The organism is Streptomyces mirabilis (genome assembly GCF_018310535.1).
Lineage (GTDB): Bacteria > Actinomycetota > Actinomycetes > Streptomycetales > Streptomycetaceae > Streptomyces.
This window is the reverse complement of the sequence record NZ_CP074102.1, coordinates 7,119,380-7,141,427: the sequence shown is the minus strand read 5'-3', so window position 1 is coordinate 7,141,427 and position 22,048 is coordinate 7,119,380. Positions and strand designations below refer to the sequence as shown.

21 protein-coding genes and 1 pseudogene are annotated in these 22,048 nt (G+C 69.1%); 2 read left to right on the top strand and 20 right to left on the bottom strand.

From position 1 onward, the window contains the following. Nucleotides 1–55: 55 nt before the first annotated feature. The 12 genes from SMIR_RS31500 to SMIR_RS31445 all read right to left on the bottom strand — a co-directional run bounded on the left by SMIR_RS31500 (nucleotide 56) and on the right by SMIR_RS31445 (nucleotide 12,391). Entirely contained in the window at nucleotides 56–2,917 is a 2,862-nt protein-coding gene (locus SMIR_RS31500) for a DEAD/DEAH box helicase (RefSeq protein WP_212727670.1), read from the bottom strand. A gap of 40 nt (nucleotides 2,918–2,957) precedes the next feature. Beyond that, nucleotides 2,958–3,848 (bottom strand): diacylglycerol kinase, encoded by an 891-nt coding sequence (locus tag SMIR_RS31495; RefSeq protein WP_168490164.1) that lies wholly within the window; start codon nucleotides 3,846–3,848, stop codon nucleotides 2,958–2,960. Nucleotides 3,849–3,879: 31 nt separating this feature from the next. Then, the gene (tatC, locus tag SMIR_RS31490; protein ID WP_168490165.1) at nucleotides 3,880–4,830 is read right to left on the bottom strand and encodes a twin-arginine translocase subunit TatC; all 951 of its coding nucleotides are present in this window, start codon (nucleotides 4,828–4,830) and stop codon (nucleotides 3,880–3,882) included. 47 nt (nucleotides 4,831–4,877) lie between these two features. Beyond that, nucleotides 4,878–5,162 carry a Sec-independent protein translocase subunit TatA gene (gene tatA / locus SMIR_RS31485; protein ID WP_168490166.1) on the bottom strand — a complete coding sequence of 95 codons (285 nt, stop codon included), beginning with the start codon at nucleotides 5,160–5,162 and terminating at the stop codon, nucleotides 4,878–4,880. A gap of 258 nt (nucleotides 5,163–5,420) precedes the next feature. Next, nucleotides 5,421–5,615: a hypothetical protein gene (locus SMIR_RS31480; protein ID WP_168490167.1), complete on the bottom strand. Its 195-nt coding sequence runs from the start codon at nucleotides 5,613–5,615 to the stop codon at nucleotides 5,421–5,423. A 10-nt stretch (nucleotides 5,616–5,625) separates the two neighbouring features. Next, nucleotides 5,626–5,886: a hypothetical protein gene (locus SMIR_RS31475; RefSeq protein ID WP_101408255.1), complete on the bottom strand. Its 261-nt coding sequence runs from the start codon at nucleotides 5,884–5,886 to the stop codon at nucleotides 5,626–5,628. 113 nt (nucleotides 5,887–5,999) lie between these two features. After that, the gene (locus SMIR_RS31470) at nucleotides 6,000–7,016 is read right to left on the bottom strand and encodes a helix-turn-helix transcriptional regulator (protein ID WP_168490168.1); all 1,017 of its coding nucleotides are present in this window, start codon (nucleotides 7,014–7,016) and stop codon (nucleotides 6,000–6,002) included. A 17-nt stretch (nucleotides 7,017–7,033) separates the two neighbouring features. Next, nucleotides 7,034–7,987, bottom strand: a complete 954-nt coding sequence (locus tag SMIR_RS31465; protein WP_168490169.1) for a helix-turn-helix transcriptional regulator — start codon at nucleotides 7,985–7,987, stop codon at nucleotides 7,034–7,036. A gap of 198 nt (nucleotides 7,988–8,185) precedes the next feature. Continuing rightward, nucleotides 8,186–8,557, bottom strand: coding sequence for an FKBP-type peptidyl-prolyl cis-trans isomerase (locus tag SMIR_RS31460; RefSeq protein ID WP_168490170.1), 372 nt, complete (start codon nucleotides 8,555–8,557; stop codon nucleotides 8,186–8,188). Between the two features lie 69 nt (nucleotides 8,558–8,626). Beyond that, the gene (locus tag SMIR_RS31455) at nucleotides 8,627–9,631 is read right to left on the bottom strand and encodes an FKBP-type peptidyl-prolyl cis-trans isomerase (RefSeq protein WP_101406106.1); all 1,005 of its coding nucleotides are present in this window, start codon (nucleotides 9,629–9,631) and stop codon (nucleotides 8,627–8,629) included. A gap of 129 nt (nucleotides 9,632–9,760) precedes the next feature. After that, nucleotides 9,761–11,122: a Pup--protein ligase gene (pafA, locus tag SMIR_RS31450; RefSeq protein WP_168490171.1), complete on the bottom strand. Its 1,362-nt coding sequence runs from the start codon at nucleotides 11,120–11,122 to the stop codon at nucleotides 9,761–9,763. A gap of 9 nt (nucleotides 11,123–11,131) precedes the next feature. Continuing rightward, entirely contained in the window at nucleotides 11,132–12,391 is a 1,260-nt protein-coding gene (locus SMIR_RS31445; RefSeq protein ID WP_212727669.1) for an MFS transporter, read from the bottom strand. A gap of 124 nt (nucleotides 12,392–12,515) precedes the next feature. On the opposite strand from SMIR_RS31445, the gene SMIR_RS31440 reads away from it, so the two are divergent. Then, entirely contained in the window at nucleotides 12,516–13,532 is a 1,017-nt protein-coding gene (locus SMIR_RS31440) for a LacI family DNA-binding transcriptional regulator (RefSeq protein WP_211118671.1), read from the top strand. 194 nt (nucleotides 13,533–13,726) lie between these two features. Here the strand turns inward: SMIR_RS31440 and prcA are convergent, their stop codons facing one another. The 6 genes and pseudogenes from prcA to arc form a co-directional block, all read right to left on the bottom strand. Beyond that, nucleotides 13,727–14,473, bottom strand: a complete 747-nt coding sequence (prcA, locus tag SMIR_RS31435) for a proteasome subunit alpha (RefSeq protein WP_054231166.1) — start codon at nucleotides 14,471–14,473, stop codon at nucleotides 13,727–13,729. 58 nt (nucleotides 14,474–14,531) lie between these two features. After that, nucleotides 14,532–15,377, bottom strand: coding sequence for a proteasome subunit beta (gene prcB / locus SMIR_RS31430; RefSeq protein WP_168490174.1), 846 nt, complete (start codon nucleotides 15,375–15,377; stop codon nucleotides 14,532–14,534). Next, nucleotides 15,329–15,556 (bottom strand): annotated as a pseudogene (locus SMIR_RS31425) (endonuclease domain-containing protein); the annotation flags it as partial. The gene prcB and the pseudogene SMIR_RS31425, both read right to left, overlap by 49 nt. Before the next feature lie 215 nt (nucleotides 15,557–15,771). Then, on the bottom strand, nucleotides 15,772–15,990 hold the full coding sequence (locus SMIR_RS31420; RefSeq protein WP_060902297.1) for a ubiquitin-like protein Pup: 219 nt from the start codon (nucleotides 15,988–15,990) through the stop codon (nucleotides 15,772–15,774). A gap of 166 nt (nucleotides 15,991–16,156) precedes the next feature. Beyond that, a complete protein-coding gene (dop, locus tag SMIR_RS31415) occupies nucleotides 16,157–17,668 on the bottom strand; it encodes a depupylase/deamidase Dop (RefSeq protein ID WP_343323942.1) in 1,512 nt (503 codons plus the stop codon). Nucleotides 17,669–17,902: 234 nt separating this feature from the next. Then, entirely contained in the window at nucleotides 17,903–19,669 is a 1,767-nt protein-coding gene (arc, locus tag SMIR_RS31410; RefSeq protein ID WP_099923559.1) for a proteasome ATPase, read from the bottom strand. A 253-nt stretch (nucleotides 19,670–19,922) separates the two neighbouring features. Between arc and SMIR_RS31405 the strand changes: the two genes are divergently transcribed. Beyond that, entirely contained in the window at nucleotides 19,923–20,228 is a 306-nt protein-coding gene (locus SMIR_RS31405) for a ferredoxin (protein WP_168490175.1), read from the top strand. A gap of 48 nt (nucleotides 20,229–20,276) precedes the next feature. Here SMIR_RS31405 and SMIR_RS31400 read toward each other — a convergent pair whose 3' ends face one another. Continuing rightward, complete coding sequence (locus SMIR_RS31400; RefSeq protein WP_168490176.1) at nucleotides 20,277–20,855, bottom strand: hypothetical protein; 579 nt, start codon at nucleotides 20,853–20,855, stop codon at nucleotides 20,277–20,279. 266 nt (nucleotides 20,856–21,121) lie between these two features. Beyond that, entirely contained in the window at nucleotides 21,122–22,024 is a 903-nt protein-coding gene (locus tag SMIR_RS31395) for a tRNA (adenine-N1)-methyltransferase (protein ID WP_101406100.1), read from the bottom strand. Nucleotides 22,025–22,048: the final 24 nt, after the last annotated feature.

Here is a 22,048-nt window from a genome sequence, read left to right as displayed (position 1 = left end):
CGGCAGGGAGGCGACGCACCACGAGCGAACGGGCCACCGGCTCGGCTCAGCCCACTCAGCCCACCGACGAGTAGGCGACCACTCCGCGCAGCAGGCCGTCGACCGCCTTGCGCGCGTTCTTCGCGACCGTCGACCTCTCACCACCGGCGACCGGCGCGGCGGCCGAGATCTGGCCCAGCACGTCGATGACCTGCTTGCACCAGCGGACGAAGTCACCGGCCGGCATCTCCGCCTCGCGCAGCACCTCGTCGAGGCCCTTGCCGGAAGCCCACTCGTAGGCGGCCCAGGCGAAGCCGAGGTCCGGTTCGCGCTGGCCGACGCCCTCGGACTGGGTGATCCGGAAGTCCTCCTCCAGCGCGTCGAGACGGCCCCAGATGCGGACCATCTCACCGAGCGCCGCCTTGGCCTTGCCGGACGGCAGCTTCGGCGCCATCGCGTCGTCGCCGACCCGCGACTCGTACACCAACGCCGAGACACAGGCCGCGAGTTCGGCCGGGTCGAGGCCTTCCCAGACCCCGGCGCGCAGGCATTCGCTGGCCAGCAGGTCGAGTTCGCCGTACAGCCGGGCGAGCCGTCTGCCGTGCTCCGTGGCCTCGTCGCCGCGCAGGTAGTCCAGCTCGGTGAGGAGGGCGACGATCCGGTCGAAGGTGCGGGCGATGGTGTTCGTCCGGCCCTCGATGCGGTTCTCCAGCTGCTTGGTGTCGCGCAGCAGCCGGTGATAGCGCTCGGCCCAACGGGCGTGGTCCTCACGGTCGTTGCACCCGTGGCAGGGGTGGGCGCGGATCGCGGTGCGCAGCCGGGCGATCTCACGGTCGTCGGCGGCCTCGGAGCGGCGCTTGCGCAGCCGGTCGGGGACGATGTGCCCGGCCTTGGTGCGCAGCGCGGAGGCGAGGTCGCGACGGGACTGCGGGGAGCGCGGGTTGAAGGACTTCGGGATGCGCATCCGCTCCAGCGCCTCGACCGGCACCGGGAAGTCCATCGAGGCCAGTCGCTTCACCTGGCGCTCGGCGGTGAGGACCAGCGGGCGCGGTCCGTCGTGGTGCTCGAAGCCGCGGTGGCCGTTGGACCGGCCCGCGGGCAGCCCCGGGTCGAGGACCAGCGCCAGGCCCGCGAACTTGCCGGTCGGGACATAGATGATGTCGCCGGGCTTGAGCTTCTCCAGCGCCACGGCCGCCTCGGCGCGCCGCTGCGCCGCGCCCTGCTTGGCGAGCTCCGTCTCGCGGTCCTTGAGTTCGCGGCGCAGTCGCGCGTACTCGTCGAAGTCCCCGAGGTGGCAGGTCATGGACTCCTTGTAGCCCTCCAGCCCCTCCTCGTTGCGCTGTACCTGCCGGGAGATCCCGACGACCGACTTGTCGGCCTGGAACTGCGCGAAGGACGTCTCCAGCAGCTCGCGCGAGCGGTGCCGGCCGAACTGCTCGACCAGGTTCACGGCCATGTTGTACGACGGCTTGAAGCTGGAGCGCAGCGGGTAGGTGCGGGTGCCCGCGAGTCCCGCCAGGTGGTCGGGGCTGAAGCCGCGCTGCCACAGCACGACGGCGTGGCCCTCGACATCGATGCCGCGGCGCCCGGCACGACCGGTGAGCTGGGTGTACTCGCCGGGTGTGATGTCGGCGTGCTGCTCGCCGTTCCACTTGACGAGCTTCTCCAACACCACCGAGCGGGCGGGCATGTTGATGCCCAGCGCCAGGGTCTCGGTCGCGAACACGGCCTTCACCAGGCCGCGTACGAAGAGTTCCTCGACGACTTCCTTGAACGTGGGCAGCATGCCCGCGTGGTGGGCCGCGATGCCGCGCTCCAGGCCCTCCAGCCACTCGTAGTAGCCCAGGACGTGCAGATCCTCGGAGGGAATGGACGCGGTGCGCTCCTCGACGATCTCGCGGACCTTCGCGCGCGCCTCCTCGTCGTTCAGCCTGAGGCCCGCGTACAGGCACTGCTGGACGGCGGCCTCGCAGGCGGCGCGGCTGAAGATGAACGTGATCGCGGGCAGCAGGCCCTCGGCGTCGAGCCGTTCGATGACCTCGGGGCGGCCCGGTGTCCAGATCCGCGAGCGCTGCCGGCGCTCGCGCTCACGGTCGGCCTCCCGCATGGCACGGCCACGCCTGCGGTCCTGGAACGAGGGACGGCTGGCCTCCATACGGGCCAGGCGGGTGAGGTCGGGGTTGACCGCCTTCTTGTTGCCTTCGCCCTCCTCGAAGAGGTCGTACATCCGGCGCCCGGCCAGCACGTGCTGGAACAGCGGGACGGGCCGGTGCTCGGAGACGATCACCTCGGTGTGGCCGCGCACGGTGTCCAGCCAGTCGCCGAACTCCTCCGCGTTCGACACGGTCGCCGAGAGTGACACCAGGGTCACCGACTCCGGGAGGTGAATGATCACTTCCTCCCAGACGGCGCCGCGGAAGCGGTCGGAGAGGTAGTGCACCTCGTCCATGACCACATAGCCGAGGCCGAGAAGGGTCTGGGAGCCCGCGTACAGCATGTTGCGCAGCACCTCGGTGGTCATGACGACCACCGGGGCATCGGAGTTGACGCTGTTGTCGCCGGTGAGCAGGCCGACCTTGTCCGCGCCGTAGCGGCGGCACAGATCGGCGTACTTCTGGTTCGAGAGCGCCTTGATCGGCGTGGTGTAGAAGCACTTCTTGCCCTGCTGGAGGGCGAGGTGGACGGCGAACTCGCCGACGACCGTCTTGCCCGAGCCGGTGGGCGCGGCCACGAGCACACCCTTGCCCGCTTCGAGCGCCTGGCAGGCCTCGATCTGGTAGGGGTCGAGGCCGAAGTCGTACATCTCGCGGAAGGAGGCGAGCGCGGTGGCCTGCTCGACAGCGCGCTTCCGTGCTGCCGCATACCGCTCGGCCGGTGAGAGGTCCTCTGTCATCGTGCTTTCGAGACTACCGGCAGCCACTGACAACATGACGATCAATATCCGGATCTGTTTATCTCAAACCCCGGATTCCCGCAGCTCAGGGAATTGCCACGCGCACCGCCGCGGGCACGCACTCCGCGGTGAGCGGCAGCGGCCCCAGCGGCTCCCCGTCCGCGTACGCGGTGACACCCTCGGCGACGAGCTCGACCTTGGTGGCCCGGTGCGCGGTGACGACGGGGTGGTCGAGGTGGGTGCCCCGGTAGACCTTGGGGAACACCTTGAGCAGGGTCGTACGGCTGCACTCCCCGACGACCGTGACGTCGAACAGCCCGTCCTCCAGGTCGGCACCCGCGCAGATCCTCATTCCGCCGCCGTACGACGACCCGTTGCCGACCGCGACGAGGGTCGCCCGGATCTCCCGGACCTCGCCGTCGTCCAGGGTGATCCGGTACGGGAGGGGCCTGAGGGCGGCCAGTTCGGCGAGCATGGCGAGGTCGTACTTGAAGCGGCCGACCGGCCACCGCATGCGATTGCCGCGATCGTTGACCCGGGAGTCGAAGCCGGAGGCGAGGACGGTGGCGAACCAGGTGCCGTTCACCCGGCCCAGGTCGATGTCGCGCAGCCGCGCCCCCTTGAGGGACTCGGCGATCAGCCGTCCCGCGGCCGCCGGGTCGCGCACCGGAAGCCCGAGGGCACGGGCGAAGTCGTTGCCGGTGCCGGCGGCGACCAGGCCGAGCGGGGTGCGGGTGCCGGCGACGGCCTGGAGGGCGAGGTTCGCCATGCCGTCGCCCCCGACGGCTATCAGGGCGCCGGTGCCGCCCTCGACGGCCTCACGCGCGCGCGTGAGGGCGTCCTCGGCGTTCTCCCCGAGGACCGTACGGACGGAGAATCCCGCCGCTCGCAATGCGAAAGCGGCCGGCTGCGCCGCGTGGGCGCCCCGGCCGCGTCCCGCGGTGGGGTTGACGAAGAGGGTGATCTCGCTGGTCACGGCCCTGACCCTACGAGATCTCCGGGCTTCGTCAGGTCACGTCGTCATAACCGTTGACCCGGTCCGTGCCCGACTGCTCGGGCAGCGCGCGGCGCGCCGACACGCTCTCGACCTCGCCGATGTCGTCGGGCGTGAGGTCGAGGTCGGAGGCCTCGTCGTCGGCCGGACCCTCGGCCTCGCGGCGCTGCTTGCGCCGGTCGTTCGTCAGCGAGAAGACGACGGCGCCGAAGTACAGGACCCAGATCGGTACCGCGAGCGCCAGCATCGTCAGCGGGTCGGTGCTCGGCGTGGCGACGGCCGCGAAGACCGTGATGCCCATGATCATGGCGCGCCACCAGCCGAGCATGCGCTTGCCGGTCAGGATGCCGGTGAGGTTGAGCATGACCAGCAGCAGCGGCAGCTCGAAGGAGAGGCCGAAGACGACCACCATGCGCGTGACGAGGTCGAGCAGATCGTCCAGCGGCAGCAGGTTGTTCACGCCGTCCGGCGTGAAGTCGATCAGCACCTTCGCGGTGGTGGGCAGCACCTTGTAGGCGAAGAAGCCACCGGCGAAGAAGAGCGGAACGCCCGTCCCGACGAAGGCGTACGCGTACTTCTTCTCGTTCTGGTGCAGACCGGGCGCGACGAACGCCCACAGCTGGTAGAGCCACACCGGCGAGGCGAGCGCGACACCGGCCATCAACGAGACCTTCAACGCCAGGGTGAACGGGGCGAGCAGACCGTTGATCGTGATCTGCGCGCACTGCTGGTGGCCCTTGGGCGTTTTCGCCAGCTCGGCGAAGCTCGAAGGACACCCGACCGAGTCCAGCACCGGCTTGGTGAAGAAGTTGATGATGTCGTTGTAGTAGAAGGCGGCCACGACCGTGACGATGACGATGGCCAGCATCGCCTTCGCGAGCCGGTTGCGGAGCTCACGAAGGTGGTCCGCAAGGGGCATCCGTCCCTCGGGATCCTTCTCCTTCTTGCGGGCAGACTTGAGCAACCCACGTCCTCATCTCGTGCGGCGGGCCGGAGGCGTCCGGCCCTGCGTCAGCGCTTGGTCGTGTCCGTCGGCTCGGTGACCGGGCGGGAGCTGGTCACATCGCCGGGCGCGGCCTGGATCGTGCGCTGAGCCGGGGCCTGCTCGTCGGTGCTGGGCGGACCGGCCGGGGCGGGGGTGCTGCCCTCGTCCTTCATCGCCTTCGCCTCGCTCTTCAGGATGCGCGCGGACTTTCCGAGAGAGCGCGCCATGTCCGGAAGCTTCTTCGCGCCGAACAGCAGGATGATGACGACGAGGATGAGAATGATCTCGGGAGCGCCGAGCCTTCCGAACATAAGTCTTTACCTTCTCACCGAGGCGGCTGGGTCGGGGTGCTGTCCGATCGGTCGGACATGCGTCCGAACGTCGTATAACAGCGATCGTAACGCTCAGGGGTGAACGCGGGGCAATCCCTGTGCGTACTCCCAGTTCGCGGCCCGCGCCTCGTTCTCCGGACCGCGATCAGAAGCGTACCCGCCCTCACCGGCAAGTTGACAGGTTCCAACGGCTCATTGCGTATACCTCGACGGACTCATACCGGGATCCCTGGAAGGTCATACGGCATCCACAGAACGCGCGACCCCGGCGGCCGCCCGCTCCAGGTCGTCGGCCGCCTGGTTGATCCGGCGCGCGGAGTCCGTCACCTGCCGCCCCAGCCGTTCCGCTTCCACGAAGACACGGACGGCGAGCACGCCGAGAACGGCGATTCCAAGAAAACCCACGACAATCGCGAACATCGGCCAGAACATGAGGCCGAGCCTAAGACGTGGAGTGCAGGCGGAGTGTGCGCACCCCGCCGCCGGTGAGGAGTTCGACGATGCGCTCGCCCGCGGGCTTGCGGACGGCCGAGCCGCACTCGGTGCAGGTGAAGGAGTAGAACGTGGTGCGGCTGGTGGCGCCGATGGCCAGCATCAGGGCGTTCGCCCTGAGCTCCAGAGCGGCCCGGCAGTCGGGGCAGCCCGCCTTGAACAGCACGTCGGCGACTCTCCGCATACCGGCGAACGCGGTGACGACCGTCATCTCCGCCGCGCCCACGGACGCGCCGGCCCGCTCCGCGCCGCCCGCCTTCACCGGCCCGCCGGCCCTCTGCGAGGTACCGGCCCTCCCCGACGCGCCCGACATCGCCGACGTGGTCAAAGCCCCTGCTCCTGCCTGTCGTACGGTCCGTCCTGATCGCCCTCGAGCCCGTCGTAGGCCGCGAGTGCCTCCCGAGCCGCCTCGCGGGCGCTGTCCGCCAGTTCCGGCGGCGACACGATCCGGCCGTCCCGGCCCAGGCGCAGCGCCAGCCGTCGCAGCGACGTGGGGTCGGGGGTCCGCAAGGTGATACGCAGCCCGCCGTCCGGCAGCTCATCCGCACTGTCGTGCGGGTAGTATTCCGCGACCCAGCGCCCGCCCGGCCCGACCTCGACGACCACCTCGGGGTCCTCGGCCGCGGGCTGCACCAGCCCCTCGGAGAGGTCTCGCAGCTCGACCTCGGGCGGCGCGGACGGCTCGTCGAGGATGCGGATCTCGGCGACCCTGTCGAGCCGGAAGGTGCGGCGCGCCTCGGAGCGGCGGCACCAGGCCTCCACGTACGTGTGCCCGACACTGACCAGGCGGATCGGGTCGATCTCGCGCTCGGTGAGCTCGTCGCGCGAGGGCGAGTAGTAGCGGATCCACAGCCGGCGCCGCTCGGAGATCGCCCGGTCGACGTCCGCGAAGACGCCGCCCTCGGACTCGAAGGTCACCGAGAGGCGGGAGCTGGCGCCCGCCGCCTCGCCCGAGGCGGCCTCCACCTTGGCGGTGGCGCGCAGCAGCGCCTGCCGGTCGCCCTCGCGCAGCCCGGGCAGCGTGGACACCGCGCGGGCGGCCACCAGCAGCGCGGTCGCCTCGTCGGCTGCGATACGGAGGGGTTCGGCGACGTCGTCGGGGTTGTGCCACCAGATGCGGTCGCCGTCGGTGTCGATGTCGAGGAGGTCACCGCCGCGGAAGCTGGTCCCGCACAGCGGCAGCACGTCGAGGTCGGAGATCAGCTCGTCCTCGGTGATCCCGAAGGCCCGGGCGACATCACCGACGTGCGCACCGGGGCGCTCGCGCAGATAGGTCACCAGGGAGAGCATCCGCCGGGTCTGGTCGATCGCGTTCGTGGGCCTGGCCGGTTTTCCTGCCACGTTCTCTACGTTCCCCCTCAGCCCTTGGCCACGGCGCGCAGCCGGTCCACTACATCGGCCCGCAGCTCGGCGGGCTCCAGGACCACCACGTCGGGCCCGAACTCGACGAGCCAGGCGTCCAGGCCGTGCCCGTACGGAATCTCCAACTCGTCCCAGCCGTCACCCAGTTCCCGTACGGAGACGGCCTTGGCCCGCAGCGGGTAGCCGGAGCCGGTGCGCAGCCGGATCAGCGCGGAGCGGTCGGCGATCTCGCCCGCCCAGCTCGCGACGGTCTCCCGCACGGTGACGACGTCGGGCACCTCGGCGGTGTAGCGCCCGGCGCGGGAGCGGACCCTGCCGGTGATCCGGGAGAGCCTGAAGACACGCTCGGCACCGCGGTCGCGGTCCCAGCCCGCCAGGTACCAGTGGCCGCGCCAGCACTCCAGCGCCCACGGCTCGACCTGCCGGGTCTCGGGGTGTGCGGCGGTGGCCTTGCGGTAGTCGAAGACGACCGGGCGGCGGTCGCGGCAGGCCAGCATCAGCGGCTCGAAGGCCGCCTCGTGCACGGGGATGTGCGGTTCGAGGGCGCCATGCGCCTCGTAGGGGTCCACGTCCTCGGGCAGCCCGGCGGCGCGCAGCTTCTGCAACGCACCGCTCGCCGCGCCGGCCAGCCGGGCCTGCTGCCAGACCTTGGCGGCGAGGCCGAGGGCGGCGGCCTCCTCGGCGTCGAGGGTGATGGGCGGCAGGCGGTTGCTGTCGCGGCGGGCGAGATAGCCGACCTCGCCGTCGAGGTTCTCCACCGTCTCGATGACCAGGCCCAGCTCGCGCAGATCGTCCTTGTCGCGCTCGAACATCCGGTTGAAGGAGTCGTCCGACCCGGCTTCCAGATAGGCCTCGATGGACTCGCGGAGTTCGCGCTTGCTGAGGGGCCGCCGCGTCCCGAGCAGACACAGCGCGAGGTTCATCAGCCGCTCGGCCTTGGCAATGGCCATCGACGCCCTTCCTATGGTGCTTCCGACCGACGACCGTACCGCTCCGGAGTGCCCCGGCAAAAGCCGAGGGCCCACGCCCGGACAGGCATGGGCCCCAGGTGATCGACTTCGGACCAATCCCGATCACAGAGCGCACGAAGATCGGGCGGGAACCCGACCTTCATGATGATCGGACCAAGATCCGATCCGGCCGGTGGATCAGACCGCGACCAGGTCGCAGACGAAGATCAGCGTCTCACCGGGGGCGATCCGGCCCCCGGCGCCACGGTCGCCGTATGCGAGGTGCGCCGGGATGACCAGCTGGCGACGGCCGCCGACCTTCATGCCCTGCACACCCTGGTCCCAGCCGCTGATGACCTGACCGACACCGAGCTGGAACTCCAGCGGGGTGCCGCGGTTCCAGGAGGCGTCGAACTCCTCGCCGGTGGAGAAGGCCACGCCCACGTAGTGGACCTTGACGAAGTCGCCGGCCTTGGCGACCTGGCCCTCGCCTTCCCAGATGTCCTTGATCTCGAGGTCCGCCGGGGGCTCGCCGCCCGGGAAGTCGATCTCGGGCTTCTCGATGCTCACGTCTCTAGCTCCTGCTTGTTCGCGTAAAGGCCTTAAAGCAACACCGACAGTCTCACATCCCGCAACGCGTTACATCTTGGCCAGGATGTCCACCGAGAACACCAGGGTGGAGTCCTTCTTGATGCCACTGCCACTCGGCGGGTTGTTGCCGTAGCCCAGCGCCGGCGGAATGACGATGAGGACGCGGCTGCCCACCTTCTTGCCGGTCAGGCCCTGCGCCCAGCCCTTGACGACCTGCTGCAGCGAGAACGACGCCAGGCGGCCGCTGCTGTACGTCGAGTCGAACTCCTTGCCGGTGTCCCAGAGCACGCCCTTGTACTGCACCAGGACGCTGCTGTCCGCCTTGACCTCGTCGCCGTCGCCCTCGATGACGTAGTCCGACACGAGCTTCGTCGGGGCCGTCGCCTTCGGCACGTCGATGGAGGGGGCCTTGCCGTCGGTGTTGGTGCCGACCTTCGGGAGGGCGGCGTCGCTCTGCGCGACGTCCTTGCCCTGGGCGGAGCTCGTCGCGTTGAAGGTGTTCTCGATGTCGACGACGAACACCAGCGTGTCGGTGCCCTTGATCCCGGCCTGCGTGTTGCCCTGCGTGCCGTAGCCCCAGGTCGGCGGCACGGACATCTGGACGCGGCTGCCGACCTTCTTGCCCACCAGGGCATAGCGCCAGCCGTCGATGATGCCGCCCTGCGCGAGCTGGATGACCAGCGGCGTCTTACGGTCGTAGGAGTTGTCGAAGACCTTGGCGGTGTCCCAGACCTGGCCGAGGTAGTTGGCCTGGATGTAGTCGTTCTCCGCGACCGTCTTGCCGCCGCCCGCGATGACCGTCTTGACCGCCAGATCCTTCGACGGGGAGCCGGTGCCCTTGGCCACGGTCGGCTTCTCACCGAACTTCGTCCCGGCCGTGATCGCCGGCAGCGGACCGTCGACGATCTTCGGCGGCGGCGCCGCCGAGGCGGACGCGGGGGCCGACGGGGACGGGCTGCTGCTGGACTTGGCCTTGTCCGACTTGTCGTCACCGCATCCGGCGAGCGTGACCAGTCCGGCGGGTACGGCAATGAGGAGGGAGCGTCGGCGCACGGTGAGGGCCTCGTATCGATCGATCTTGGTTGATGGCGTGCGCGCAACTCTACGACGTGAGAAGGGCGCCGTACGGAAAACGTACGGCGCCCCGCGTTGCGTTCCGCCATCACACGCGGAACTCAGCGCTCACATTCCCGCGATCAGCTTCTCCACCCGATCGTCGACCGAACGGAACGGGTCCTTGCACAACACCGTGCGTTGCGCCTGGTCGTTGAGCTTGAGATGGACCCAGTCGACGGTGAAATCGCGGCGCTGCTCCTGAGCGCGCCGGATGAAGTCGCCGCGCAGCCGGGCCCGAGTGGTCTGCGGCGGCACGGACTTGCCCTCGAAGATCTTCAAATCGTTGCAGATCCGGGTGGCTTGCCCCTTCCTCTCCAACAGGTAGTACAGACCACGACGCCGGTGGATGTCGTGATATGCGAGGTCTATCTGCGCGACCCGGGGATGCGACATCGTCATGTTGTGCTTGGCCCGGTACCGCTCGATGAGCTTGTACTTCATCACCCAGTCGATTTCGGTACCGATCCGGTCGAGGTCTTCGGCCTCGATCGAGTCGAGCGTGCGGCCCCACAGTTCGAGCACCTGCTCGACCGTGCCGGTGCGGATGCCGCGGCGCTCGCAGAAGTCCACGGCCTTCTCGAAGTACTCCCGCTGCACTTCCAGCGCGGAGGCCTCCCGGCCGCTGGCCAGACGCACCTTGCGCCGGCCCGTGATGTCGTGACTGACCTCGCGGATCGCCCGAATGGGGTTCTCCAGGGTGAGGTCGCGCATGACCGTACCGGCCTCGATCATGCGCAGTACCAGGTCGGTGGCGCCGACCTTGAGGAGCATCGTCGTCTCGGACATGTTCGAGTCACCGACGATGACGTGCAGCCGCCGGTAGCGCTCGGCGTCGGCGTGCGGTTCGTCGCGGGTGTTGATGATCGGCCGGGAGCGGGTCGTCGCCGAGCTGACGCCCTCCCAGATGTGCTCGGCGCGCTGGCTCACGCAGTACACGGCGCCGCGCGGGGTCTGCAGCACCTTGCCGGCACCGCACAGCAGCTGCCGGGTGACCAGGAAGGGAATGAGAATGTCCGCGAGCCGGGAGAACTCCCCGTGCCGGGCCACCAGATAGTTCTCGTGGCACCCGTAGGAGTTGCCCGCCGAGTCGGTGTTGTTCTTGAACAGGTAGACGTCGCCCGCGATTCCTTCCTCGTGCAGGCGTCGTTCGGCGTCGACCAGGAGTCCTTCGAGAATGCGCTCGCCGGCCTTGTCGTGAGTGACGAGTTCCGTCACGTTGTCACATTCGGGTGTCGCGTATTCCGGATGTGATCCCACGTCGAGATAGAGGCGGGCACCGTTCCGCAGAAAGACATTGCTGCTGCGGCCCCATGACACGACACGGCGGAAGAGGTACCGCGCCACCTCGTCGGGAGACAGGCGGCGCTGTCCCCTGAACGTACACGTGACGCCGTACTCGTTCTCCAGCCCGAAAATGCGGCGGTCCATGACTGAACATTACGCCCGATCCCCCGAGCTGAAACGGGGTTCGACGGCACGGTTTGGATCATTTTCCGATGAGACCGCAACGACCGCACCGTCCCCGGTAGCTGCGAGGACCCGCCCCGTGGCCAGCAGAACCACCAGCGCGGCGGCACCCGCGGCACCCGGCAGGGCGAAGCCCCACACCGCCCCGCCCCACTCGACGACCGGGCCCGCCAGGCCCGTTCCGACCGACGCTCCCACGGTGAACGTCGTCACAAGCCAGGAGAACGCCTCGGTGACGGTGCCCCTCGGCGCGTGCCGGTCGACGATGATGAAAGCGCAGGCGATGCAGGGGGCCAGGAAGACCCCGGCGAGCGCCGCGAGGGCCGTCATCGCGACCGCGCCCGGCATCAGCACGAGTGGCAGGTAACACACCGCCAGAAGGGCGACCAGCCCCCGCAGTCGCCGCTCGGGCGCGCCGCTCCACCGCCGCGCCCCGTACGCCGTCCCACCGACGAGGGCCCCGAGCCCCACGGCCGCCATCAGCCAGCCGTAGACCGCGTCGCCGCCGTGGTCGTCGGCGTACGACACCGCGGCGACCGTGATCGAGCCGAGCGCGATCCCCACGAACAGGAACGCGCCGAGCAGCGCCAGCAGCCCGGGTGAGCGCAACGCGCCGAGCCAGTGCGCCTCGCGCGGTGCCGAACGCCACGCGCGCGAGGGCGGCGAGAGGACCACGGAGAGGGCGCCCAGTACCCCGACGACGTTCAGGATCAGCAGCGCCGCCCGGGCGGACCAGAGCGAAGCGCACAGGGTCAGGAGCAAGGGTCCGACGGTGAACATGACTTCCTGCGCCACGGCGTCCATCGCGTACGCGGTGTGCACCTGCTCCTCCCGGCGCAGCACGGAGGGCCACAACGCCCGCAGACCGCCCTCCAGAGGCGGCGTGAAGAGCCCGGCGACGACCATCGAGAGATACGCCACCGGCAGCGGGTCGGTGCCCGAGAAGGCGAAGACGCCCATCCCGAGGGCCGAGACGAGCGAGGCCGGCAGCTGGACGCGGGGCTGCCCGTACAGATCCACGAGCCGCCCGAGCAGCGGCTGCCCCACGGCGTTGCCCACCCCGTACACGGCGGCGAGCGCACCGGCCAGGCTGTACGTCCCGCCCTGCGCCCGCACGAAGAGCACGACGGCGATGGCGGCGGTGGCGTTCGGCAGCCGCCCGGTGAGCGTGCCGGCGAGCAGCCGTGCGGCGTGCCTCGCCCTGAGGATCTCCAGGTATCCCGCGGCCATGTCATGCCCTTCCGGTAACGCGTGACGTCCGACTGGTCATGCACACGAGGTTTTACGTATAACGCCCTGTGTCATACGTACCATGTGCCCAGTCCGCGAGTCCAGACGAAGGAGCAGGTCGCCGGTGGCACGAGGTAGCACCCGCCCGACGAGCCGTGACGTCGCCCAGGCCGCCGGGGTGTCCCAGGCCGCCGTCTCCCTGGTGCTGGGCGACAAGTGGCGCGGCCGGGTCTCCGAGACGACCGCGGAACGCGTCCGCGAGGCCGCCCAGGAGCTCGGCTACCGCCCGAACCTGGCCGCGCGCAACCTCCGCCTGGGCCGCACCCGTACGGTCCTCCTGGTGGTCCCCGCGCTGACCACCGAGTTCTTCGCGGGCGTCTACACCGGCGCGGCCCGCGTCGCGGCGGACCACGGCTTCGGCGTGGTCCTGTACCCCTCCCCCGAGGGCATCGGCCCCGCCCGTGACCCGTTCGGCTCCGCGGCGGCCGCCCTGGACGGTGTCATCGCCTCCTCCATGGCCGCGGACGCCCTGACCGCCATCCGGGGTGACCAGCTCCCCCTGGTGATGCTCGACAGCGACCCGGAGGGCAGCCTCGGCGCGGCGACCGTCAATCTCGACATCAAGGACGGCGTACGACAGGTGGCCGAGCACCTCCTGTCCCTGGGCCACCGCCGTTTCCTCCATCTGGCGGCGGACATCCCGTCCTGGACCTTCGAGGTACGCGCCCGGGAACTGGCCGAGCGCCTGTCCGAGGTCCCCGGTACCGACCTCCGCACGACCCGAGCCCCGATCTCCTTCGAGGACGCCCTGGCCGTCGCGGAGACGGCGCTCGCCGCCCCCGGCCCCCGCCCCACCGCCCTGGTCTGCGACGACGACAAACTGGCGGCAGGCGCCTACAAGGCGGCACGCCGCCTGGGCCTGCGCATCCCCGAGGACCTCTCCATCACAGGCCTGGACGACCTGGCACTGGCCCAGGCCATCGACCCGGAGCTCACCACCGTCCGCCTGGACGCGGAACGCTTCGGCGAACGCGGCATGGAAGCCCTCCTGGCCGTCCTGGACGGCCGAACACCCCCCGTGGGCGACATCCCGGTACACCTGGTCGTACGAGGCTCCACAGCCCCACCACGCTCCCCGTAGACCGCCCGCCCCACGCACCCGCGGCCGCCGACGCACAAAAGGGGCAGGGCCGGTACATCAAAGCCCGTCGCCTGCGTCCGGGTCTGGAAACGGCTCCCCATGGGGCAACGTCCGATCCGGCGGCGACGGGCTGATGTACCGGCCCTGCCCCGCCCCACCCACCGGCACCCGGCGGGCAGGGCGAAGACCAACGGTCACTCCTCGTCTTCGGCGTCCTCGGCCTCCGTGGCGGTCTCCGCGCCGCCCTCCTCCAGCAGCCGGCCCAGCTGACGCCCGACGATCCGCCTGAACTTGCGCTGCTGCGGACGCGTACGGTCCAGGACCGCGACCTCCAGGCGCTCCGCGGGGATCTCCCGCTCGCCCCCGTTCGGCTCCCGCGACAGCGACTGCACGGCCAGCTTCAGCGCCTCCGCCAGCGACATCCCGTCCTGGTGGCGCTGGTCCAGATAGCTGCTGATCTGCTCGGCATTGCCACCCACCGCGACGGACCCGTGTTCGTCCACGATGGACCCGTCGTGCGGCAGCCGATAGATCTGGTCGCCTTCGGGGGTCTCCCCCACCTCGGCGACAACGAGCTCCACCTCGTACGGCTTCTCGGCGGCCGAGGAGAAGATCGTGCCCAGCGTCTGCGCGTACACATTCGCCAGACCCCGAGCGGTCACATCATCACGGTCATAGGTGTAACCCCGAAGATCGGCGTAGCGCACACCACCGATCCGCAGATTCTCGTATTCGTTGTATTTGCCGGCGGCCGCGAAGCCGATCCGGTCGTAGATCTCGCTGAACTTGTGCAGCGCACGGGACGGGTTCTCGCCGACGAACACAATGCCGTCGGCGTACTGCAGCACAACGAGGCTGCGACCGCGGGCGATGCCCTTACGGGCGTACTCCGCCCGGTCGGCCATGGCCTGCTGGGGTGAGACATAGAACGGCGTCGACACCGGTTATCCGTCCCTTTCTGTCGAAGTCACTGGGTCACCTTGGCGAAAGGAGCCGGGCTCAGAGCAGCGCGGCCCGCGGACCGTCCGGCTGCTCCAGACGCCGCTCCAGGATCGCGCGGGCGATCTCGGAGGACTCGTCGTCGGTGAGCCTGCGGAAGCCGTCCTCGGTGATCACGGTGACGATCGGGTAGATCCGGCGGGCGACGTCGGGACCGCCGGTCGCCGAGTCGTCGTCGGCCGCGTCGTACAACGCCTGGATGACGAGGGTCGTGGCCTGCTCTTCGGTCAGGTCGTCGCGGTAGAGCTTCTTCATGGCACCGCGCGCGAAGATCGAGCCGGAGCCGGTGGAGGCGTAGCCGTGCTCCTCGGAGCGGCCGCCGGTGACGTCGTAGGAGAAGATGCGGCCCTTGTCGCGGTCCACGTCGTAACCCGCGAAGAGAGGGACCACGGCGAGGCCCTGCATGGCCATGCCGAGGTTGGAACGGATCATGGTGGAGAGCCGGTTCGCCTTGCCCTCCAGGGAGAGGGTGGTGCCCTCCACCTTCTCGAAGTGCTCCAGCTCCAGCTGGAACAGCTTGACCATCTCGACGGCCAGACCGGCCGTACCGGCGATGCCCACCGCCGAGTACTCGTCGGCCGGGAAGACCTTCTCGATGTCGCGCTGAGCGATCATGTTGCCCATGGTGGCCCGGCGGTCGCCGGCGAGGACCACTCCGCCGGGGAACGTGACGGCGACGATGGTCGTGCCGTGCGGGGCCTCGATCACGCCCTGGACGGGCGGCAGCTGCCGCTTGCCCGGCAGCATCTCCGGCTGGTGCTCGGACAGGAAGTCCATGAAGGACGACGACCCGGGCGTCAGGAAGGCAGCCGGTAGACGCCCGGTGCTACGAGTGTTGGCTTCCACGGGGATCCTTCCAAGTAGGCGGCAGCCCGACGAACAGCGTCGGGATCATCTCCCAACTTGCCGATGGCCGAATTGCAGTTGAAGCACGGTACGCCACGGACCCTACCCGTCTCATGGCGGTGATCCACATGAACTGCGGGACCTTTCAAACCGATCCCGCAGGGCTCCATTGATGACGCGGAGCCGCTTCGATCTCACGGAGCCCCTTGATCTCACGGAGCCCTTTGATCACGCACAGCCCCATGAAAATGCGACACCCCTACGAGCGGCGGGCATCGCCGGCGAAGGCTGCCCGCGGCCCGATTTCCCGTCACCGCGAGCAGCACTTCACGCCCAGCCCTTCCGGCGCTCAGTCGCCTCCGCGTAAGGCCTTCGAATCGAAGGGAAAAGTGGCCTACTGGCCACCCTTCTGAACGAAGGAGCGCACGAAGTCCTCGGCGTTCTCTTCCAAGACATCGTCGATCTCGTCCAGAACCGAGTCGACGTCGTCGCTCAGCTTTTCCTGGCGTTCCTTGAGGTCGTCCGATACCTGCGCGTCCTGCGCCTGCTCCTCGACCTCCTCGGTGGAACGCGTCGCCTTCTGCTGTCCGCCGCCGGTGTCCTTGGTCGCCATAACCCTCACCCCGCTCGGTTCGACGTTCTTGATCAGACCCTACAAGCAGGGTCCGACATCGGCCCCGCAGTTGCTACAACGTCCGGGAGCCACCTCGATGATTCCCGGACGTCGCGTCTTTCCACCCCGTTGCGCCGCCCGGGCTCCGACGCCCCTGGCGGCCCGGTCAGCCGCCTGACAGGACCCTGACCAGGTCCTCCGCCGTGCGGCAGCGGTCTAGGAGCTCCTTGACGTGATTACGCGTTCCGCGAAGCGGCTCCAGGGTTGGGACGCGCTGGAGCGAGTCCCGGCCCGGCAGATCGAAGATCACCGAGTCCCAGGAGGCCGCCGCCACATCGTCCGCGTACTGCTCCAGACAGCGCCCGCGGAAGTACGCACGGGTGTCCTCCGGCGGCTTCGTACGGGCCCGCTCGACGTCCCGCTCGTCTAGGAGCCGCTTCATCTTGCCGCGCGCCGCCAGACGGTTGTACAGGCCCTTCTCGGCCCGTACGTCGGCGTACTGGAGGTCGACCAGGTGCAGCCGTGCCGCGTCCCAGTCGAGGCCGTCACGGCGCCGGTAGCCCTCCATGAGCTCCCGCTTGGCCACCCAGTCGAGCTCCCCCGAGAGGCTCATCGGGTCGTTCTCCAGGCGGTTGAGGGTGTCCTCCCAGCGGGCCAGGACGTCCTTGGTCTGGTCGTCGGCGTCCGCCCCGAACCGTTCCTCCACGTATTTGCGCGACAGCTCGAAGTACTCCATCTGGAGCTGCACCGCGGTCAGCGTGCGTCCGCTGCGCAGCGTGACGAGCCGCTTCAGCGTGGGGTCGTGCGAGACCTGGTGCAGCGTGCGCACCGGCTGGTCGACGGCGAGGTCGACGGCGATGAAGCCGTCCTCGATCATGGACAGGACCAGGGCGGTCGTGCCCAGCTTGAGATAGGTCGAGATCTCCGACAGGTTCGCGTCACCGATGATCACGTGCAGCCTGCGGTACTTCTCGGCGTCCGCGTGCGGCTCGTCGCGCGTGTTGATGATGGGGCGCTTGAGCGTGGTCTCGAGGCCCACCTCGACCTCGAAGTAGTCCGCGCGCTGACTGAGCTGGAAGCCGTGCTCGTGCCCGTCCTGGCCGATACCGACGCGGCCCGCTCCGGTGACGACCTGGCGTGAGACGAAGAACGGCGTGAGGTGGCGCACGATGTCCGAGAAGGGGGTCTCCCGCTTCATCAGGTAGTTCTCGTGCGTGCCGTACGAGGCGCCCTTGTTGTCGGTGTTGTTCTTGTAGAGGTGGATCGGCTGGGCGCCGGGGAGCTGGGCCGCGCGCTCCGCGGCCTCCGCCATGATGCGCTCGCCGGCCTTGTCCCACAGGACGGCGTCCCACGGGTTGGTGACCTCGGGAGCGCTGTACTCCGGGTGTGCGTGGTCCACGTACAGCCGTGCGCCATTGGTGAGGATGACATTGGCCAGGCCGATGTCCTCGTCGGTGAGCTGGCTGGAGTCGGCGGCCTCGCGGGCGAGGTCGAAGCCTCGCGCGTCCCGCAGCGGGTTCTCCTCCTCGAAATCCCAGCGGGCGCGGCGCGCCCGGTGCATCGCCGCCGCGTACGCGTTGACGATCTGGGACGAGGTGAGCATGGCATTGGCGTTGGGGTGGCCGGGGACGGAGATCCCGTACTCCGTCTCGATGCCCATTACTCGCCGTACGGTCATGCGGCCCTCCTTGCCCGGCAGCGCCCTCGGTCGGGGGCGCTGCTCAAGTACCGCTGGTGCTCCGGTGCGTGTGCGGTGCCCGTCCCCGCAACGCGCGACTCGGCGGTACGAAAGAGCCTAGAACGCCTCTGCGCTGGTGGGGAGATCATTTGCGTCATTGCTCTGCTCCAGCCGTGCCCCGGAAAGCAGTCGGCTGCGGGTACCCGTGGAGGGCACCCGCAGCCGCCCTGGCTTTTACAGGTACTGCCCGGTGTTCGCCACCGTGTCGATGGAGCGTCCGGTGTCCGCGCCCTGCTTTCCAGTGACGAGCGTACGGATGTAAACGATCCGTTCGCCCTTCTTTCCGGAGATTCGGGCCCAGTCGTCCGGGTTGGTGGTGTTCGGGAGGTCCTCGTTCTCCTTGAACTCGTCCACGCACGCCTGGAGGAGGTGGGAGACCCGAAGGCCCTTCTGGTTCTGCTCGAGGAAGGCCTTGATCGCTGCCTTCTTGGCGCGGCCGACGATGTTCTCGATCATGGCGCCGGAATTGAAGTCCTTGAAGTACAGGACTTCCTTGTCGCCGTTGGCGTAGGTGACCTCGAGGAAGCGGTTCTCCTCGGATTCGGCGTACATCTGCTCCACGGCGGTCTGGATCATGCCGTGGACGGTGGCCGCCCGGTCCCCGCCGTGCTCACCGAGGTCGTCGGAGTGCAGCGGTAGGCGTTGTGTGAGGTACTTGGCGAAGATGTCCTTGGCGGCCTCGGCGTCCGGGCGCTCGATCTTGATCTTCACATCGAGTCGTCCGGGGCGCAGGATCGCGGGGTCGATCATGTCCTCGCGGTTCGAGGCGCCGATCACGACCACGTTCTCCAGGCCTTCCACGCCGTCGATCTCGGCGAGCAGCTGGGGGACGATGGTGTTCTCCACGTCCGAGCTGACGCCCGATCCACGGGTGCGGAAGAGGGACTCCATCTCGTCGAAGAAGACGATGACGGGGGTGCCCTCGCTGGCCTTCTCACGAGCACGCTGGAAGACGAGGCGGATCTGCCGCTCGGTCTCGCCGACGTACTTGTTCAGGAGCTCGGGGCCCTTGATGTTCAGGAAGAAGCTCTTGCCGGTGGCCTGGCCGGTGACCTCGGCGACCTTCTTGGCCAGCGAGTTGGCGACCGCCTTGGCGATGAGCGTCTTGCCGCATCCAGGAGGCCCGTAGAGCAGCACACCCTTGGGCGGCCGCAGTTCGTGCTCCTTGAAGAGGTCGGGGTAGAGGTAAGGGAGCTCGACCGCGTCGCGGATCAGTTCGATCTGGTTTCCCAGGCCGCCGATCTGCTCGTAGCCGATGTCCGGGACCTCTTCGAGGACGAGCTCCTCGACCTCGCTCTTGGGGACAACTTCGTAGACATAGCCGGAACGGGGTTCGAGAAGCAGAGCGTCGCCGGGACGGATGGTGACGTCCAGCAGCGGCTCGGCGAGCCGTACCACCCGTTCCTCGTCGGTGTGCCCCACCACGAGGGCGCGTTCGCCGTCCTCGAGGATCTCCTTGAGGGTGACGATGTCGCCGACGCTCTCGTACTCCATGGCCTCGACCACGTTGAGGGCTTCGTTGAGCATCACTTCCTGGCCGCGCCTGAGCTCTTCGAGCTCCACGCTGGGGCTGACGTTCACCCGGAGCTTGCGGCCCCCGGTGAAGATGTCCGCCGTGCCGTCCTCGTTCGCCACGAGGAAGACACCGAAACCGGCCGGTGGCTGTGCCAGCCGGTCGACCTCTTCCTTGAGGGCCACGATCTGGTCGCGGGCCTCACGGAGCGTGTTGGCGAGCCGCTCGTTCTGTGCGGACACGCCGGCCAGGTTGGTCTGCAGCTCGACGATCCGCTCTTCGAGAATCCTCGTGTGCCGCGGAGAGTCGGCGAGCTTGCGTCGCAGGACGGCGATCTCCTGCTCAAGGTAGGCAACCTGCCCGGCAGGGTCATCGGACCCTCGTCCCGGGCGGATGCCGCGGTTCATGTCGTCGTCGTGGGCTGCCACGGTCCTCACCTCCTCCAAGGGGAGCTGGACGCTTCCAGACCCTACCTGGGTGGGTGTCGATTGAAACCCCTAGATCACAAAGACTGTCGGGGTGTGTCCGATCTTCACCCTTGCGCTCTCCCTCACGCCAGGGGAATACCCACCGAACACGGTCGGGAAGCGGGCGGAGGTAGGGTCGACGTGTTCAACACCCGTCAGAGCTGGCCCGATTCCCCAGTCTGCGGATCGCTCGACGCAGGAAACGGCAGGAGAAATGACCGTGCAGCAGGAGGCCCCAGGCGGCGGCGAGGCACTCGAGGTCTGGATCGACCAGGATCTCTGCACCGGAGACGGCATCTGCGCCCAGTACGCGCCGGAGGTCTTCGAGCTGGACATCGACGGCCTGGCCTATGTGAAGAGCGCCGACGACGAGCTCCTGCAGGCCCCGGGCGCCACAACGCCCGTACCGCTGACGCTTCTGCGGGATGTCGCCGACTCCGCGAAGGAGTGCCCGGGCGACTGCATCCACGTACGTCGAGTTTCGGACAGGGTCGAGGTCTACGGCCCCGACGCGGAGTGACCCTCAGGGCACTCCGCGTCACGACATGTCTCTTTTCTCACATACTTCTCATGCGTTCTGGGCCCCGGAGGGTGTCGAGCGGATGAACGTGCCGTTCTTCCACTGCCACTTGGCCTGCTCCTTCACGTCCGGGCAGCAACTCGGCACGTCGGCAGAGGAGTAGCCGAGCAGGGTCGCCGTGACGGCGCCGTCACGCACCGCGAAGTCGGTGACACTGAGGCGGTCCTTCGGGTCGACCAGGGTGGCCACGACGCGGGGCTTCTTGGCTCCCGACCCGCCCCGGGTGATGACGTAGACGCCGTTGGGCGGGGTGCCGATGCCCGCGTCGCAGCGGACCACGGCCACCGTCTCCGGGCTGCCGTCGCCGTCGAGGTCTCCGGACGCCTTCTTCTGCACGAGGACCTTGACGGGCCCGCAGTCGATCGGGAACGTGACGCCCGCGGAGTCCGGGGGCGCCGTCGCGGCCGGGGCGGACTTGGCCCCGGGGCCGGGCTGGGCCGCCGTCGCGGAGCCGGGCTGGAGGACCGAGGAGAGGGCGACGACTCCGGCCAGGGCGGTGGCCGTGGCGAGCCAGTGGATGGGACGGGTGTGGGTGTGTGCCAGTTCCGGGACGACGGATTGCTGCACTAGGAGCGTCTCCTGGGAGGGCCGTGACGGTGGGGGTGGGGTGGCCAGCATGGTGCCACACGTCACAGTGGGGTGGAACGGCGGGGTCCGGACTTCTGGCGGCGTGTCACGGCGGCGGGCCAACGGAAAGGGCTTGCGGCGGAGTTGTCCGCCTGTCCCGCGGCCCGCGCACGGGAACGCGCTGCGGCCGAGCTCCGGAGTGCTTCCGGGAACTCGGCCGCAGGTGTGGTGCGTTGAGTACGTCGACGGCGTGGGCGCCGCTCGGGTCAGCGGCCTGAGCCGCCGTCGGCGTTCGGACCGGTGTAGTCGTCGCCGTATGCGCCCTTGGCCGGGCGGCGGCGACGCATGGGCGGCTCGACACCGTCCGCGAGGCGGCGGGCGGTGAGCAGGAAGCCGGTGTGGCCGATCATCCGGTGGTCCGGGCGGACCGCCAGGCCCTCGACGTGCCAGTTGCGGATCATCGACTCCCACGCGGACGGCTCGTTGAAGGAGCCGATCTCGCGGATGGACTCGACGGTCCGCGCGAGCTGGGTGGTGGTGGCGACGTAGCAGCACAGGATGCCGCCGGGGACGAGCGCCTTGGAGACGGCCTCCAGGCACTCCCAGGGGGCGAGCATGTCGAGGATGACACGGTCGACGTCGGTGTCGGACAGATTGTCCTGGAGGTCGCCGACGGTGAGCTGCCAGGCGGGGTGCGGGCCGCCGAAGTAGCGCTCCACGTTCTGCTGGGCGATCTCCGCGAAGTCCTCGCGGCGCTCGTAGGAGTGGAGCATGCCCTGGTCGCCGATGGCGCGCAGCAGGAAGCTGCTGAGCGAGCCGGAGCCCACGCCCGCTTCCACGACGCGCGCGCCGGGGAAGATGTCGGCGAAGGCCAGGATCTGCCCCGCGTCCTTGGGGTAGACCACGGCAGCGCCGCGGGGCATGGACAGGACGTAGTCGGGGAGCAGGGGGCGCAGCGCGAGATAGGCGACGTTCCCCGTGGTGCGGACAACGCTGCCCTCGGGAGCGCCGATCAGCTCGTCGTGGGGGAAGGAACCCTTGTGGGTGTGGAAGTTCTTCCCGGCCTCGAGCGTGAACGTGTAGTGGCGGCCCTTGGGGTCGGTCAGCTGAACCTGGTCCCCGACCTTGAAGGGCCCGCGCCTGCGGGCGGCACCGGTCGGTTCGGACATGTGACCAGCCTACCGGTCCCTGCG

What these genes read in the sequence shown, in the direction of transcription:
- SMIR_RS31395 (WP_101406100.1), bottom strand. Translation starts at nt 22,024, where the DNA reads ATGTCCGAACCGACCGGTGCCGCCCGCAGGCGCGGGCCCTTCAAGGTC.
- SMIR_RS31420 (WP_060902297.1), bottom strand. Translation starts at nt 15,990, where the DNA reads ATGGCGACCAAGGACACCGGCGGCGGACAGCAGAAGGCGACGCGTTCC.
- SMIR_RS31405 (WP_168490175.1), top strand. Translation starts at nt 19,923, where the DNA reads ATGACCGTGCAGCAGGAGGCCCCAGGCGGCGGCGAGGCACTCGAGGTC.
- tatA (WP_168490166.1), bottom strand. Translation starts at nt 5,162, where the DNA reads ATGTTCGGAAGGCTCGGCGCTCCCGAGATCATTCTCATCCTCGTCGTC.
- SMIR_RS31475 (WP_101408255.1), bottom strand. Translation starts at nt 5,886, where the DNA reads ATGACGGTCGTCACCGCGTTCGCCGGTATGCGGAGAGTCGCCGACGTG.
- SMIR_RS31445 (WP_212727669.1), bottom strand. Translation starts at nt 12,391, where the DNA reads ATGGCCGCGGGATACCTGGAGATCCTCAGGGCGAGGCACGCCGCACGG.
- SMIR_RS31465 (WP_168490169.1), bottom strand. Translation starts at nt 7,987, where the DNA reads ATGGCCATTGCCAAGGCCGAGCGGCTGATGAACCTCGCGCTGTGTCTG.
- pafA (WP_168490171.1), bottom strand. Translation starts at nt 11,122, where the DNA reads ATGGACCGCCGCATTTTCGGGCTGGAGAACGAGTACGGCGTCACGTGT.
- dop (WP_343323942.1), bottom strand. Translation starts at nt 17,668, where the DNA reads ATGACCGTACGGCGAGTAATGGGCATCGAGACGGAGTACGGGATCTCC.
- SMIR_RS31480 (WP_168490167.1), bottom strand. Translation starts at nt 5,615, where the DNA reads ATGTTCTGGCCGATGTTCGCGATTGTCGTGGGTTTTCTTGGAATCGCC.